Origin of the sequence: Streptomyces sp. NPDC005962 (assembly GCF_040629205.1) — a bacterium.
GTDB lineage: Bacteria > Actinomycetota > Actinomycetes > Streptomycetales > Streptomycetaceae > Streptomyces.
This window is the reverse complement of sequence record NZ_JBEXVE010000012.1, coordinates 17,703-32,365: the sequence shown is the minus strand read 5'-3', so window position 1 is coordinate 32,365 and position 14,663 is coordinate 17,703. Positions and strand designations below refer to the sequence as shown.

At 70.5% G+C, this 14,663-nt stretch carries 15 protein-coding genes; 7 read left to right on the top strand and 8 right to left on the bottom strand.

Features of this window, described 5'->3' with window-relative positions; genetic code table 11:
* Positions 1-76 precede the first annotated feature (76 nt).
* The 3 genes from ABZ370_RS21080 to uvrB all read right to left on the bottom strand — a co-directional run bounded on the left by ABZ370_RS21080 (position 77) and on the right by uvrB (position 5,068).
* On the bottom strand, positions 77-2,038 hold the full coding sequence (locus tag ABZ370_RS21080) for a TerD family protein (protein WP_358622960.1): 1,962 nt from the start codon (positions 2,036-2,038) through the stop codon (positions 77-79).
* A gap of 110 nt (positions 2,039-2,148) precedes the next feature.
* Positions 2,149-2,727, bottom strand: coding sequence for a TerD family protein (locus ABZ370_RS21075; protein WP_358622957.1), 579 nt, complete (start codon positions 2,725-2,727; stop codon positions 2,149-2,151).
* Between the two features lie 190 nt (positions 2,728-2,917).
* A complete protein-coding gene (gene uvrB / locus ABZ370_RS21070) occupies positions 2,918-5,068 on the bottom strand; it encodes an excinuclease ABC subunit UvrB (RefSeq protein WP_358622954.1) in 2,151 nt (716 codons plus the stop codon).
* 169 nt (positions 5,069-5,237) lie between these two features.
* Here uvrB and ABZ370_RS21065 point away from each other — a divergent pair, with 169 nt between their 5' ends.
* The 4 genes from ABZ370_RS21065 (at position 5,238) to ABZ370_RS21050 (ending at position 8,373) form a co-directional block, all read left to right on the top strand.
* Positions 5,238-6,116, top strand: a complete 879-nt coding sequence (locus tag ABZ370_RS21065; RefSeq protein ID WP_358622951.1) for a glycerophosphodiester phosphodiesterase family protein — start codon at positions 5,238-5,240, stop codon at positions 6,114-6,116.
* 136 nt (positions 6,117-6,252) lie between these two features.
* Entirely contained in the window at positions 6,253-6,762 is a 510-nt protein-coding gene (locus ABZ370_RS21060; RefSeq protein ID WP_358623532.1) for a methylated-DNA--[protein]-cysteine S-methyltransferase, read from the top strand.
* 251 nt (positions 6,763-7,013) lie between these two features.
* On the top strand, positions 7,014-7,655 hold the full coding sequence (locus ABZ370_RS21055; protein ID WP_358622948.1) for a DUF4360 domain-containing protein: 642 nt from the start codon (positions 7,014-7,016) through the stop codon (positions 7,653-7,655).
* Positions 7,656-7,716: 61 nt separating this feature from the next.
* Positions 7,717-8,373: a DUF4360 domain-containing protein gene (locus ABZ370_RS21050; protein ID WP_358622945.1), complete on the top strand. Its 657-nt coding sequence runs from the start codon at positions 7,717-7,719 to the stop codon at positions 8,371-8,373.
* Between the two features lie 75 nt (positions 8,374-8,448).
* On the opposite strand, the gene ABZ370_RS21045 is transcribed toward ABZ370_RS21050, so the two are convergent.
* A complete protein-coding gene (locus tag ABZ370_RS21045) occupies positions 8,449-9,096 on the bottom strand; it encodes a uridine kinase (RefSeq protein WP_358622942.1) in 648 nt (215 codons plus the stop codon).
* Positions 9,097-9,185: 89 nt separating this feature from the next.
* On the opposite strand from ABZ370_RS21045, the gene ABZ370_RS21040 reads away from it, so the two are divergent.
* On the top strand, positions 9,186-9,728 hold the full coding sequence (locus ABZ370_RS21040) for a DUF1697 domain-containing protein (protein ID WP_358622940.1): 543 nt from the start codon (positions 9,186-9,188) through the stop codon (positions 9,726-9,728).
* 21 nt (positions 9,729-9,749) lie between these two features.
* On the opposite strand, the gene ABZ370_RS21035 is transcribed toward ABZ370_RS21040, so the two are convergent.
* The gene (locus ABZ370_RS21035; RefSeq protein ID WP_358622937.1) at positions 9,750-10,211 is read right to left on the bottom strand and encodes a type II toxin-antitoxin system PemK/MazF family toxin; all 462 of its coding nucleotides are present in this window, start codon (positions 10,209-10,211) and stop codon (positions 9,750-9,752) included.
* Between the two features lie 78 nt (positions 10,212-10,289).
* On the opposite strand from ABZ370_RS21035, the gene ABZ370_RS21030 reads away from it, so the two are divergent.
* The gene (locus ABZ370_RS21030) at positions 10,290-11,513 is read left to right on the top strand and encodes an aromatic acid exporter family protein (RefSeq protein WP_358622934.1); all 1,224 of its coding nucleotides are present in this window, start codon (positions 10,290-10,292) and stop codon (positions 11,511-11,513) included.
* Positions 11,514-11,868: 355 nt separating this feature from the next.
* Here ABZ370_RS21030 and ABZ370_RS21025 read toward each other — a convergent pair whose 3' ends face one another.
* Positions 11,869-12,600 carry a hypothetical protein gene (locus ABZ370_RS21025; protein ID WP_358622931.1) on the bottom strand — a complete coding sequence of 244 codons (732 nt, stop codon included), beginning with the start codon at positions 12,598-12,600 and terminating at the stop codon, positions 11,869-11,871.
* Between the two features lie 71 nt (positions 12,601-12,671).
* The gene (locus ABZ370_RS21020; protein WP_358622928.1) at positions 12,672-13,805 is read right to left on the bottom strand and encodes an ADP-ribosylglycohydrolase family protein; all 1,134 of its coding nucleotides are present in this window, start codon (positions 13,803-13,805) and stop codon (positions 12,672-12,674) included.
* A 118-nt stretch (positions 13,806-13,923) separates the two neighbouring features.
* Between ABZ370_RS21020 and ABZ370_RS21015 the strand changes: the two genes are divergently transcribed.
* A complete protein-coding gene (locus ABZ370_RS21015) occupies positions 13,924-14,199 on the top strand; it encodes a DUF6343 family protein (protein WP_358623529.1) in 276 nt (91 codons plus the stop codon).
* A 32-nt stretch (positions 14,200-14,231) separates the two neighbouring features.
* On the opposite strand, the gene ABZ370_RS21010 is transcribed toward ABZ370_RS21015, so the two are convergent.
* Positions 14,232-14,603, bottom strand: a complete 372-nt coding sequence (locus ABZ370_RS21010; RefSeq protein ID WP_358622925.1) for a tetratricopeptide repeat protein — start codon at positions 14,601-14,603, stop codon at positions 14,232-14,234.
* Between the last annotated feature and the right edge of the window lie 60 nt (positions 14,604-14,663).

The following is a 14,663-nucleotide window of genomic DNA, read 5'->3' as shown; positions in this document are numbered from 1 at the left end:
GAGTACAGGAAGACCCATGAAAGAGTAAAGAGAAAGGCAAATACCCTGCTCAGAGAAGGGGTTGATGAGGTGACGATCAGCGGCCGTAGGTCTGCCGGGCCCGCACCACCTGCCCCAGCACCTGCTGGAGCACCTGGCTGCCCGCCGGGACCAACGACGGCTCGTACGTCCAGGCGTGGCCGACCCAGGGGTCGGCGAGGTGATCGTCGGCGACCGGTGTGATCCGCAGCAGCGAACGCCACAGCGGGTCCAGCACCGGCCCGTACGCCTGCGCGTCCTCGCGGTCGGCGACCATCATCAGATGCACCCCGACCGAGGGCCCCTCGTCCGCGAGATAGCGCAGCTGGGTGACGGCCCGGTCGTCGAAGCCGTGCGGGAAGTCGTGGACGATCAGCAGCTGCTGGGCGAGGTCCAGATCGGGCGGCAGCGCGTCGGTGGCCCCGCTGCGGACCGCCATCTGCACCAGGTCGACGCGCCGGGTCAGCGTGGCGAGCACCGAGGACACCCCCGCCGCCCCGGCCGCCGGCGGCACACGCAGCGCGCCGGACGACAGCAGCGGGGCCAGCGACGCCGCGGCCGAGCCCGCCGGGTCGATCACCTGGACCGAGAACTCGTCCACCGGATAGACCGCCAGCAGCCGCGCCGCGTGCGCCACCGCCGTCTCGGCGGCCAGCCTGCGCAGCTCACCGGAGTCCAGCAGGCCGCCGCGGGCCGAGCCGGTGCGCCCCGCGTCGATCCACAGACCGCGCTCCAGCGGCAGCCGCACCAGCAGCGGGATGCGCAGGTCCGTGCGCTCAGGAAGGTGCAGATCGCCCAGGCGCAGCGCCATCGGGATCTCCATCGGCACCTGATAGCCCTGCCAGACCGGGCTGTCCCAGCGGGCGTACGCGGGCGGCAGCGCGGGCTCGACGACCTCGGCCTCGGCGGTCAGCTGCGCCAGGTCACGGTCGAGGGCGGCCCGGGCCTGCTCGACCAGACCGGCCTGCTTGGCGCGGGCCCGCGCGCGGGCGGCGTCGGCCTCGGGGCCGATCCGGGTGCGCGGATCGGAGAGGACCTTGTCCAGCTCCTGCTCCATCCGGGATTCGGCGAAGTCGACGGCGCTGCGATAGGCGGCGGCGGTCCGCGCCAGGTCCTCGAACATGCCCCAGACCTGGTTGTAGAGCCGCTCGTCCAGGGACCAGCCGGAGGCGTCCCCCGCGACGGGCTGCGGGGGCTGTCCGGGCGGGGCGGGCGGCGCGGCCGGAGGGGGCGTGGGCGGCGCCGCGGTACGGCGCCCGGGGTGCTGGTAGTCGACCCGCCCGCCGCCCGGGGCCGTGCCCCCTGACGAGGACGACGGCTGAGCTCCAGCCTGCGGCTGATCCCCCGCCTGCGGCTGCGGCTGAGCCGGGGCCGGGGCGTCCGGCGCGGCTCCGGTGCCCGCCGTGGCCGTACGCACCCGGCCGTCGCCCCCGGCGGTACGCGGCGGGGGCGGGGCCACCGAGCGGGCCATACCGCGCGCCACCGCGTCGTTGATCTCGGCGGCCAGCTCGACGGCCTGGGGCAGCCCCTGGTCCCCCAGCATCGCGGCCAGCCCGCCCGCGTACCCCTGGCCCACCGCGCGCATCTTCCAGGCGCCCTGCCTGCGGTACAGCTCCACGGCGACCACCGCGGACTCCGAGTCCAGGTCGGTGAGGGTGTATCCGGCCACCCCGGTGCCGTCGAGGCCGGTGACGGTGACGGACGGCGCGGCCATGGCGCCGAAGCGGGCCGGGCCGCCCGCCCCGCCCACCAGGGCGAGCAGCACATGCACCCGGTGGACGCCCTCGGGCAGCGCGTCGAGGTCGACGGCGAGCCGGTGGTCGGCCGCCGCCTGTTTGGACACTTCGATGCCGGGCAGCTGCGGCGAGGCGGGGTGCGCGACCCACTCGACGCCCTGCACCGTGCCCTGCTCATCGCCGAGTGTCACCCCGGCCACGATCGGATTGCCCGCCGAGATCCGGATCTCCAAACGGGTCTGGGGCAGCGGGTGGTTCTGCCCCCGGACCAGCTCGGCCGTCATCGTGCGTCCCCTCGTTGTGTTCCGTTGTGTGCGTGGTGGTGCCGTGCCGCATGAGCGCGTCGGCCCGGCGGGCAGACGCACCACCGGGCCGACGGGAGAAACCGCTGCGCTTACAGGTGCGGCACGATGTGCGGCATCAGGTCCTGGAAGGTGCGGCCGTTGGCCGGCTCGCCCACGGCCTTCATCTGCCAGGCGCTGCCCTCGCGCTGCACGATGGCCATGATCTGCGCGGTGTACTGGCCGCCACCGGTGAGGGTGTAGCGGGCCAGCTCCTGGCCGTTGGTCTCGTCGACCAGTCGGCAGAACGCGTTCTGCACCTCGGCGAAGGTCTGGCCGGTGAAGGAGTTCACGGTGAAGACGATCTGGTCGATGTGCACCGGCACCCGCTGCAGGTCGACGAGGACCGACTCGTCGTCACCGCCCTGTCCGGCGCCGCCGACCAGGTTGTCGCCGGTGTGGCGCACCGAGCCGTCGTCGCTCACCAGGTGGCGGAAGAACACGACGTCGGTCGGCTGCTTGTCGGCGAAGAGCACCGCCGACGCGTCGAGGTCGATCTCACGGGTGCGGGAGCCGAACAGTCCGCGGCGGGGCGCCGCCTGCCAGCCCAGTCCCATCCGCACCGCGGTCAGGGTGCCCCCGTCGGCCTTCTGCAGGCTGATGGCCTGTCCCTTGGACATGTTGACCGTCACGCGCTGTCCCTACTCTCGTCTCTCGGTTTCCCCGTGGCCACCGCGTACGGCGCGGCCACGGCCGCGCCGTTGTGCACGGCCCTCACGAAAACCCTATGCACGGTGACCAGGGCTCCGGCCAGACGAGCGGGCTTTTGTGTCGGTCTTGCAACACAGCGGGACCACAGCGCGACCCCATCCGCCCCAGAGGTCAGGAGAGCCCGGCCTCCCTCATCTGCCGCAGCTCCTTCTTCAGTTCCCCGACCTCGTCCCGCAGCCGGGCCGCGACCTCGAACTGCAGCTCCGCCGCCGAGGCGCGCATCCGGGCGGTCATCTCCTCGATCAGCTCGGCCAGTTCGGCGGCCGGGCGGTCGGTCAGCTCGCCGTCCTTCGCCCCCTTCGACGCCTTGCCGCCCGCCTTGTGGGAGGCCAGGGCGGGCACCGGCGCCTTCGCCTGCCCCTTGCCCGCTCCCTTGCCCTGGTCCGCCGACTTGCGGTAGCCGGTTTCCAGCAGCTCCTTGGTATCGATCTCCTCGCGCGCGAGGGTCGCCACGATGTCGCCGATCTTCTTACGGAGGGGCTGCGGGTCGATCCCGTTCTTCTCGTTGAACGCGATCTGCTTCTCCCGGCGGCGGTTGGTCTCCTCGATGGCCTTCTCCATCGCCGCGGTGACCTTGTCGGCGTACATGTGCACCTGGCCCGAGACGTTACGGGCGGCGCGGCCGATGGTCTGGATCAGCGAGGTGCCGGAGCGCAGGAAGCCCTCCTTGTCCGCGTCGAGGATGGCGACCAGCGAGACCTCCGGCAGGTCGAGGCCCTCCCGCAGCAGGTTGATGCCGACCAGTACGTCGTACTCGCCCGCGCGCAGCTCGCGCAGCAGCTCCACCCGGCGCAGCGTGTCCACGTCGCTGTGCAGATAGCGCACCTGGATGCCCAGTTCGAGCATGTAGTCCGTCAGGTCCTCGGCCATCTTCTTGGTGAGGGTGGTGACGAGGACCCGCTCGTCCTTCTCGGTGCGGGTGCGGATCTCATGGATCAGATCGTCGATCTGCCCGTCGGTGGGCTTGACCACGACCTCGGGGTCGACCAGGCCGGTCGGCCGGATGATCTGCTCCACGAAGCCGTCACCGCGGGACATCTCGTACGTCCCGGGGGTCGCGGAGAGGTAGACGGTCTGGTCGATCCGCTTCTGGAACTCCTCCCACTTCAGCGGGCGGTTGTCGAGCGCGGAGGGCAGCCGGAAGCCGTGCTCGATCAGCGTGCGCTTACGGGACGCGTCGCCCTCGTACATCGCGCCGATCTGCGGGACGGTGACATGCGACTCGTCGATGACCAGGAGGAAGTCCTCCGGGAAGTAGTCGAGCAGGGTGTGCGGCGGGGAACCGGCCTCCCGGCCGTCGATGTGCAGCGAGTAGTTCTCGATGCCGGAGCAGGTGCCGATCTGCCGCATCATCTCGATGTCGTACGTGGTGCGCATCCGCAGCCGCTGGGCCTCCAGCAGCTTGCCCTGCTTCTCCATCCGGGCGAGGGTCTGCTCCAGCTCGGACTCGATCCCGGCGATTGCCCGCTCCATGCGCTCGGGCCCGGCCACATAGTGGGTGGCCGGGAACACATACAGCTCCTGGTCGTCGGTGATCACTTCGCCGGTGAGCGGATGGAGCGTCGACAGCGCCTCGATCTCGTCGCCGAACATCTCGATCCGGACCGCCAGCTCCTCGTAGACCGGGAAGATCTCGATGGTGTCGCCGCGGACCCGGAAGGTGCCGCGGGTGAACGCCATGTCGTTCCGGGCGTACTGGATGTCCACGAAGCGGCGCAGCAGCTGGTCGCGGTCGAACTCCTCGCCGACCTTGAGCGGCACCATGCGGTCCACGTACTCCTGCGGGGTGCCCAGACCGTAGATGCAGGAGACGGATGCCACCACGATCACGTCGCGCCGGGTGAGCAGCGAGTTCGTCGCGGAGTGGCGCAGCCGCTCGACCTCCTCGTTGATCGAGGAGTCCTTCTCGATGTAGGTGTCCGACTGCGGTACGTACGCCTCGGGCTGGTAGTAGTCGTAGTACGAGACGAAGTACTCGACCGCGTTGTTCGGCAGGAGCTCGCGGAACTCGTTGGCGAGCTGGGCCGCGAGCGTCTTGTTCGGCGCCATGACGAGGGTCGGCCGCTGAAGCTTCTCGATCATCCACGCGGTGGTCGCGGACTTGCCGGTGCCGGTCGCGCCGAGGAGCACGATGTCCTTCTCACCGCCGCGGACGCGCCGGTCCAGGTCGGCGATGGCCGTGGGCTGGTCACCACTGGGCGTGTACGGGCTGACGACCTCGAAGGGCGCCACCTTGCGTTCGATCTGAGTCACGGGCCGCATGAGACCCACCGTACGACTCGCCACTGACAACGACCGGACCTCCCGCTCCCCCGCCCCTCCGGGAGGGGTACGGGATGGATCAATGTACGGCCTTTCTGTGACTGTCCTCCGGTACGGCCGGTCTGGCACGCTTCGGCCGTCCGCGAGTCAGACGACGCGAGGAGTCCGTATGCAGATCCGCCCCGCCGCCGCGTTATCCGGCGCTTTCCTGGGTGTCTCCGCGCTCTTCCTCCCCACGGCGGCGCAGGCCGCCCCCGGCATGTCGCACCACCACACGGTCACGGTGGCGCACCGGGGCGCCTCCGCCTACGCCCCCGAGAACACCCTGGCCGCCGTCGACGCCGCCGACGACCTGGGCATCGACTGGGTGGAGAACGATGTGCAGCGCACCCGGGACGGCGAGCTGATCGTCATGCACGACACCACACTGAACCGGACCACCGACGTCGAGGAGGTCTTTCCGGACCGCGCCCCCTGGAACATCTCCGACTTCACCCTGGACGAGATCGAGAAACTTGACGCCGGGGGCTGGTTCGGGCCGAAGTTCGCGGGCGAGCCGGTACCGACCCTGGAGGAGTATCTGGACCGGGTTTCGGACAACCATCAGAAGCTGCTCATGGAGATCAAGGCGCCGGAGCTGTACCCCGGCATCGAGCGGCAGGCGCTGCGCGAGCTGCGCCGGGAGGGCTGGCTGGACCGCAAGCACCTCAAGCGGCTGATCGTGCAGAGCTTCAGCGCGGACTCCGTCAAGGCGGTCCACCGGCTGCGGAAGGACGTCAAGACCGGTTTCCTGGGCACTCCGGCCGTCGCCGATCTGCCGCGGTACGCGGAGTTCGCCGACCAGATCAACCCGAGCCACACGACGATCGACGCCGCGTACGTGAAGGAGATCCAGTCGGTGGACGGTGCGCACGGCCGTCCGCTGGAGGTCTACACCTGGACGGTGAACGACGGCCCGACGGCGGTCAAGGTCGCGGGGATGGGGGTGAACGGGATCATCACCAACAAGCCCGATGTGGTGCGGGAGGCGCTGGACGACGTCCGCTGACGACCGCCGCGCCCCGGGCGACGGCTGACGGCGGGGCGCTGTCGGACCCCCCGCCTACGCTGAGGGTGTGACGAACGAAGAGCGGCGGCCGGAACGGCAGTCCGAGCGGCAGGAGACCCACGGCTGGTCCTGGGCGGTGTCCGACACGCCCATCGGTCCCCTGCTGCTCGCGGCCACCGGCCAGGGGCTGGTCCACGTGGTCTTCCACGGCGACCGGAAGACAGCGGCCGGAGCCGTCGACCGGCTCACCCGCCGCCTCGGCACCGGGCCCGCGTCCGAGCCCGGTGCGCATCTCACCGAGGCGATACGGCAGGTGGAGAGCTACTTCGCCGAGAAGCTCCGCGCGTTCACCCTGCCGCTGGACTGGTCCCTGTCCGCCGGATTCAACCGCCGGGTGCTGCGCGAGCTGGCCGCCCACGTTCCGTACGGCACGGTCGTCGGCTACCAGGACCTCGCCCGCCGCGTCGGCGAGCCGGACGCCGCCCGCGCGGTCGGGGTGGCCATGGGCAGCAACCCGCTGCCGGTGGTGGTGCCCTGCCATCGCGTCGTGGAGAGCGACGGCGGCATAGGCGGCTTCGGCGGCGGGCTGGAGACCAAGCGGACCCTGCTGGCCCTGGAAGGGGTACTTCCGCAACCGCTTTTCTGACCGGGCCGGGTTCTCCGGTTACCGGGTTGGAACATATTTTGCCCCGGGAATGCGCCGCCATCTTGTCATGGCCACCATCCGCCCTTACCTTAGGAGCGCTCGCGGGCCCCCAACCGGCGAGAATGGTACGCAAGCACATTCCGGTACGCGGTAAAGCTCTTTCGTTCTTCCGCTCTTCCCGCTCACGCTCGAAAGATGAACGCGTTCCTTCACGGCTCAACCACGTCCCCCGATGATCGAATTGGAGAGCCATGTCCGGTGTTCTGCTCGCCGGCGGCGCGGCCGCGGCGTTATTCGCCTCCGCCTTTACCGCCCAAGGTGTTTCCTCGGCGCCCGACGCCCCGCCGGAAAAGATCCAGATAAGCGTCAATACCGTGAACGGCTCGGGCTGCCCGAAAGGCACCGCCGCGGTGGCCGTGGCCAGTGACAACACGGCGTTCACCGTGACCTACAGCGACTATCTCGCCCAGGTCGGCCCCACCTCGAACCCCACCGACATCCGTAAGAACTGCCAGCTCAACCTGGGCGTTCACGTGCCGCAGGGGTTCACCTACGCCGTCGCCCAGGTCGACTACCGCGGCTACGGCTCCCTGCAAAAGGGAGCGAAGGGCACCGAGAAGGCGAGTTACTACTTCCAGGGGTCGTCGGACACCGCATCGCGCACCCATGACTTCAGCGGTCCGTACAACGACAACTGGCAGACCACCGACAGCACGGAATACAGCGAACTGGTATGGGCGCCGTGCGGCCAGGACCGCAACTTCAACATCAACACCGAACTGCGGGTAAGCGCGGGCACCTCCGCGAGCGGCACCACCAGCTTCATGGCCATGGACTCGACGGACGGCGGAGCCAACACCATTTACCACCTGGCGTGGAAGGAATGCCCCTAACCCGTTCAACAGGGCGGTCCCCTACGGCAGGGCGGGTAAATCCACCATCGAATGGAGAATCATGCCCGGTGTTCTGTACGCAGGCGGCGTGGTCGCGGCGTTATTCGCCTCGACGCTCACCTCCCAGGCATACGCGCAACCACCGTTCGACACCGTGCCACCCGACAAGATCGTGATCACCGTCGCGACCGTCAACGGATCGGGCTGTCCGGCGGGAACGGCGGCGGTGGCCGTCTCTCCCGACAACACCGCCTTCACGGTGACGTACAGCGAGTACCTCGCCCAGGTGGGCAAGGGGGCCAAGCCGACCGACTTCAGGAAGAACTGCCAGCTGAACCTGGTCACGCATGTGCCGCAGGGCTTCTCCTACGCGATCGCCAGCGTCGACTACCGGGGCTACGCGCACCTGGAGAAGGGCGCGTCCGCCACCGAGAAGGCCTCGTACTACTTCCAGGGGCAGTCCCAGACGACGTCGGCCTCGCATGACTTCGCCGGTGCCTACGACGACAACTGGCAGACCACCGACACGGCCGACATCGCCACCGTGGTCTGGTCCCCCTGCGGTGAGCTGCGGAACTTCAACATCAACACCGAGCTGCGGGTCAACGCCGGATCGTCGAACACCCAGACCACGACAAGCTTCATGACCATGGACTCGACGGACGGCGACGTGAGCACCACCTACCACTTCGCGTGGAAGGAGTGCCCGCAGAAGTAGGAGCGCACGGGCGCGGGCGGCGGCTCTAGCGGCGGTTCTCCGGCAGCAGCCCTCCGCAGGGGCCCGCGAGGGTCCCTACGGTTCCGGGCGGTGCCACGCCGGATGCCGGGGGTTGTCCGCCCGCACCACCACATCCGCGCTCTCGACCGGCCGCACCTCGTCCTCGTACCGGGCGAAGGCGGGCAGCGTCCAGCGCTCGTCCTCCTCGGTGCGGCGGCCGAGGGCGGCCCGCGTCAGCCACACATGCACCGACAGGTCGAACGGGAACCAGTGGCCCAGCAGCAGCCCGCCGTACAGCAGGAGCACCCCGCCCGGCGGCAGTTCGGCGTAGGGGCTGCGGGTGGCCCGGTCGGTCGCCGGGTCCCACAGGTCGGGCAGCACCCGCCCGGTGCCGCCAGGGCCCGGCTCCAGCGGACCGAAGACCTCGCGCCACAGGGCTCCGGTGTCCAGCCAGCGGTCGTAGTACGCGTCGGCGTCCCGCTTCCCGTACTCGTAGCGCAGCGACGCGGGCCGCAGAAAGCCCGCCACCGCGACCATGAGCACCGGGCGCCCGCGTATCCGCAGCGCCTCCGCGAGGTCCCGGGCCAGCTCCCCCGGACGCGCCGCGGGCGCGCCGTCGACCGCCACCCTGAGCCAGGGCCCGCCGTCCGCCGCCGTCATCCCGGCGATGCGGTCGGCGGTCGCGTCGGTCAGCCGTTCCCAGGTGATCGCTTCCAGCCGCACGCCCCCATGATGCCGTGCCCCTCCTGGCGCGGTGGGCCGCGGGTTACGCTCGCCGCGGACCTACCGTGTCACGTCAGGAGTACCCGCCCATGACTTCCCAGATCGCCCTGCTGCGCGGCATCAACGTGGGCGGCAACAAGAAGTTCCCGATGGCACGGCAGCGCGCGCTGATGGCCGAGCTGGGGTTCGAGGACGTCACCGTCCACCTCCAGAGCGGCAACATCGTCTTCGCCGACCCCGGCACCCCGCCCGACCGCACGGCCCGCACGCTCGAAAACGCCTTCGCCGCCGACCTGGGCTTCTCCGTCCCCGTGATGGTGCGGACCCGCGACGAGCTGGCCGCTACCGTCGCCGCCACCCCGTACCCGGGCGCCGCCGCCGAGCCCAAGACCCTGCATGTGATCTTCCTGTCGGACGTGCCCACCGACACCTCGGCGCTGGACGCCCTGGACCCGGCCGCGTACGCGCCGGACGAGTTCCGGCTCATCGGGCGCGAGATCCATCTGTTCTGCCCGGGCGGACTCGGCCGCTCCAAGCTGGCCGCGAAGCTCGGCAACCCCCGGCTCGGGGTGACGGCCACCGCCCGCAACTGGAACACGGTCACCAAGCTGCTGGCGCTGGCCGACGCCTGATCCTCCGTTCGCGGCCGGGCCTCAGCGCCAGCCGTACCGCTGCCGCAGCCGCATCACGACCAGGTCGAAGCGCGGCCGGTCCAGCGCACACGCCTCGCGCCGCATGCCGTCCGGGTGAACCCGCAGGACGCGGTCCAGGTCGACCCAGGAGTCGCGCCCGGCCCGATCCCACGGCCCGGCGCCGATCCCCACCCACTCGCGGTCGTCGTCATGCCGCTTGCTCGACAGCTGTACGGCCAGCAGCGTGCCGCCGCGCTCCCGCGCGACGACCACCACCGGCCGGTCCTTGCCGCGGCCGTCGTTCTCCTCGTACGGAACCCACGTCCAGACGATCTCGCCCGGATCGGGGTCCCCGTCCGGATCGGGTGCGTACTCCGTGCGTACCCGCCCGACCTGGCTCGGCTCGGCTTCCACTGTGGCGGTGGGGCCGGTGCTCCCGGGCAGCGCCTCGTCGTCTTCGGGTCCCTTGAATGGCCTGATCACGCCCCACACGTTAGCCCGTCCGAGGTGGCCGGGCGGCGTCGCGGTGCCCGTACGCGCGCAGCGGGAAGGGACAAGCATGTGCCTGATGTCCTCGACCCGGTGGCAGACCTCGTCAAGCGCGGCAATGCCCCCGTCGTCGTCCAGACCCTGCGATCCGCGGCGGCCGCGACCATCGCGTACGTCGTCGCCCTCCAGCTGAGCACCGAAGCCGCCCCGCTGACCGCCCCGCTCACCGCGCTGCTCGTGGTGCAGGTGACCCTCTTCGCGACCCTGACCACCGGTATCCGCCGGGTGAACGCCGTGGTGGTGGGCGTCCTGCTCGCCATCGCCTTCTCCATCCTGGTCGGGCTGACCTGGTGGAGCCTGGGTCTGATCATTCTCGCTTCACTGACGGCCGGTCATTTCGCGCGCGTGAGCGAATTCGTCCCCGAAGTGGCGATCAGCGCCATGCTCGTCCTCGGCGTGAGCCAGGTGACCACCACCGCCTGGTCCCGGGTGCTGGAAACCCTGATCGGGGCCGTCGTCGGACTGGCCTTCAACTTCCTGTTCGCACCGCCCGTCTGGGTGCGCACCGCGAGCGAGTCCATCGTGGACCTCGCCCGCCGGATGCGTCAGCTCCTGCTGCACATGGCCGAGGAACTGGGCAGCCACACCCCGGTCGAACGCGCCGCCGCCCGCCTCCACGAGGCCCGCCGCCTCGACCACGACATCTCCCAGGTCGACGCCGCCCTCCGGCAGGCCGAGGACAGCGTCCGCCTCAACCCCCGGGTCAAGGAGGGCCTGCTGCACCGGGTGGTGCTGCGCACCGGCCTGGACACCCTGGAGATCTGCACGGTCGTCCTGCGCGTCCTCACCCGCACCCTCACCGACCTCGCCAAGACGCGCACCGACGAACCCCTCTTCCCCCCGGACGTGGCCGCGGCACTGGAGGACCTCTTCCACCACACCGCCGCCGCCGTCGAAAGCTTCGCCATCCTGGTCACCAGCTCGATCAGCGCCAGCGCCGAGGAGGCCGAATCCCGCCTGGCCACCGAGCTGTCCCGGGCCCACACCAGCCGCGAGACAGCCGCCCACCTCCTCCTCCGCCGCGTCCAACGCCACCCGGGCCAATGGCAGCTCCAGGGCGCCCTGCTCGCCGAGGTCGACCGCATCCTCGCCGAACTGGACATGGAGCAGCGCTCCCGGCGCCTCATGGAAGAACTCGACCGCAGCACCCGAGAAAAACGCGACCGCTTCCCCCGCCTCCACAACCTCCGACGCCGCCTCCGCAGCCGCCGAACGGACGGCAGTCACCCTGTGTGACAGCCAAAGAAGCGGACCCGGGGGCGTAGCCTGCCCCGGGTCCTTGGGTGCCGCCCAGCTGCGCACGTCGCATCGTTTAAGGGCTTGGGTCAGTCATCATGTCGTCGTGTTCTGCCTTTGAACTACCGCGCATCGGAAGAAAAGCTGCGCGGGCCGGACTTGAACCGGCATCCGACGACCAAGCCCAGCCCGGTCGATGCGGCGATCGGCGGCGGATGCTGAGTCTGGAGCGAGAGTCTGAGATTGATCGCGGCCTGCCTCTGGGGGCGGATCGCGCCGTCACGACAAGCTTCAGGTTCAGCTTGCGCTCCTCGCGCACCCCGTCCGCGCTGCGGCCGACGGGGGGTTCATGACGCTACCCGAAGAGGTAGCCGAAGACCACGTCGCCCACCTTCTGATCGGTGATCTCGATGGCGTTGGCCTCCTCGCGGGCGAATTTGACCGCCTGCTGGAGCTTTTCGACGCGGTCGAGCAGTTCGTTGACCCTGCGGGCCGGGAGGGCGCCGGAGAACTTGACCGTGGTCCAGTAGCCGACCGGGATGTCCTCGTAGTAGACCTCGACCTGGGCCGGGTGCTTCTCGGTGGCCTCCGCCTTGACGTGGTTGCGGGGGACCTTCTTCGTACGGACGGTGCGCACCGGCTCGGTCTTCCAGGAGTCCGTGGACGGGTCCACGGACCAGGACTCGGCCGCGTCCAGGACCGGCAGCTTGCGGACGAAGGCGCCCAGGTCGGCCAGTTGCTTCTCCAGGAAGAGGAGGTAGGCGACCGGGGCGTCGCGCAGCAGCGTGCGGCCCTCGACCGACACATCCGCCGTCGCCGTGCAGTTCGACCAGTCCTTGGTGGCGGTGACGTCGAAGAGGCGGGTCAGGGTGGCCGCCGTGTCCCGCAGCACGTCCTCGGCCTTGACCTGGACGCGGGTGGACTCCGGCGGGAGCTGTTCGCCCTCCTCGTCCTTCGGCTGGTACGTACGGGATATCCCTGCGAGCAAGGCAGGCTTCTGCAGACCGTGGTGGGCAGCCGTCAGGTCCTGGTGGGACTTGGCCTTGACGCCCTTCTCCACGGCGATGATCTGATTGAGTTTCGCCACGTCACGCACGTTAACAAAGGCCGTCCGCACACTCGACCGATTAACGGTGAGGGCCGGTTCAGCAGTGAGGGTCAGTGGATCGGGTAGCGGTCCTGGGGGAAGATCGCGGCGCCGTACGGCTCGGCCGAGCGGTGGAACGCGTAGGCGAAGTCGTCGGCCAGCTCGGCTATCGTGCCGCGGCCCTCCACCTGCGCCAGCCAGGATGGCGGCAGGCGCAGATCGCCGTGGTGGACGCCCAGCAGGTTGCCGCAGACCGAGCCGGTCGAGTCGCTGTCGCCCGAGTGGTTGACGGACAGCAGCAGCCCCGCCGGGAGGCTGGGGGCCGCCAGGGCGGCGTAGACCCCGATGGCCAGCGCTTCCTCGGCGATCCACCCGCCGCCGAGCGACTCGACCTTCTCCGCGGTGGGGTTGCCCCCGGCCGCCAGGTCGATCGCGCGGCGCAGGGCGATGATGGTCTCCTCGTGCCGCGGATAGCCGCGCAGGATTTCCAGGGTCCGCAGGGCGGCGCCCTCCACGGAGTCGCCGTCGAGGAGGTAGGCGACCATCGCGGCCATGGCGCCCGCCGCGAGGTAGCCGGTCGGATGGCCGTGGGTGATCTGGGCGCAGCGGGCGGACAGTTCGAAACAGTCGCGCGCGGGCAGGCCGGTGAGGCCGAACGGGGCCGACCGCATCACGGTGCCGCAGCCCTTGGAGCCGGAGTTCACCGGGCCCGGGCCGCCATGGAGGGGAACGTCCATGGAAGGGATGTGGCCTTCGAAGAGGCCGGAGAGGCAGGCGTTGCCGGGCGCGCGGCGTGCGTACAGCCACGGATGGGTGCGCAGCCAGCCGGTGCGGCGGGGGTCGTCCGGGGTCCTCGGGGGCGGCGGCTCGGGAAAGTTCTGGGTGTCGAGCCAGCGTATGTACGCCTGGCGGACCATGCCGATCTCGTCGCCCCCGGTGCCCTGGGCGGAGGCGCGGGCGTGGGCCCGGATCAGCCCCTCGGTCGTGAACAGCGTCATCTGGGTGTCGTCGGTGATCCGGCCTATGACGCCGCTCTCGTCCGGGACGAGGCCGGTGACGCCCGCCCCGCCATGGGTCTCGCGTATCCGCGACAGGGAGGCGAACTCGATCGGGTTGCCGAGCGCGTCACCGATCGCGCCGCCCAGCAGACACCCGCGGATGCGGGCTCGCCGGGCAGCCGATTCGTCCCATGACTGCTGGATCACGTGCGACTCCTCTGCGTGCGCGGGTGAAAGCACAGCTGCTGTGTGCTCAGCACATGATCGCAGATCACACCGACAGGACTGGCGCGGTAGCGTCGAAGAAGGAGACGGTGCGATGTCGATGCGATTCATCCGAACGGGCGATGAGCCCGCACATGCGCGCACCCCCTTGCGCATGCGGCTGTGGCTCGCCGCCTGGGGGCTGCTGTGGACCGCGGGCGGCACGGTGGCCTTCGTACTGGCGGGCAGGCCTGGCTGGGCGGCCGCCTGCGCGGCCCTCGCCGCGATCACCGTGGTCGACCTGGTCCTGGTCATCCGGCACATCCGGCAGGGGCCGCACTACCAGCCGGGGCGGGACGTGCCGCCGTACGCGCCGGTCAGGGGGCGGCGGCGCTAGGGACCCGCGCCGCGCGACCGCCCCGGCTCGGCTCAGCCCTGCTGCTCGCCGAACCGCGCCGCCTCCACGAAGTCCGGGCGCGGATCGAGCGCCGCGGCGAGGCGGAAGTGGCGGGTGGCCTCGGCCCGGCGGTCGGCGCGCTCCAGCGTACGGGCGAGAGCGAAGTGGGCGAACGCGTTGGCCGGCTCGCGCTCCAGGACGATGTGGAATTCGAGCTCCGCGGCGCGGAGCTGGGCCGCGCCGAAGAACGCGCGGGCCCGCAGCAGCCGGGCCGCGGTGTTCTCGGGGTGGGCGGTGATGACCGAGTCGAGCAGCTTGACGGCGCCTCGCGGATCTCGGGCGGCGAGCAGCTGCTCCGCGGCGCGGTAGTCGATGACGTGGGTCTCGGGCGTGGGCTCGGACACAGCCGCTTCCTTCCCCGGGCTTGCGTGATCGTTGGCCCCGTATGCGGTGATCCCTCGGTG

Excerpts from the sequence above, each read along its gene's own strand:
- uvrB (WP_358622954.1), bottom strand. The coding sequence starts at position 5,068 with ATGCGGCCCGTGACTCAGATCGAACGCAAGGTGGCGCCCTTCGAGGTC.
- ABZ370_RS21065 (WP_358622951.1), top strand. The coding sequence starts at position 5,238 with ATGCAGATCCGCCCCGCCGCCGCGTTATCCGGCGCTTTCCTGGGTGTC.
- ABZ370_RS21015 (WP_358623529.1), top strand. The coding sequence starts at position 13,924 with ATGCGATTCATCCGAACGGGCGATGAGCCCGCACATGCGCGCACCCCC.
- ABZ370_RS21040 (WP_358622940.1), top strand. The coding sequence starts at position 9,186 with ATGACTTCCCAGATCGCCCTGCTGCGCGGCATCAACGTGGGCGGCAAC.
- ABZ370_RS21050 (WP_358622945.1), top strand. The coding sequence starts at position 7,717 with ATGCCCGGTGTTCTGTACGCAGGCGGCGTGGTCGCGGCGTTATTCGCC.
- ABZ370_RS21055 (WP_358622948.1), top strand. The coding sequence starts at position 7,014 with ATGTCCGGTGTTCTGCTCGCCGGCGGCGCGGCCGCGGCGTTATTCGCC.
- ABZ370_RS21080 (WP_358622960.1), bottom strand. The coding sequence starts at position 2,038 with ATGACGGCCGAGCTGGTCCGGGGGCAGAACCACCCGCTGCCCCAGACC.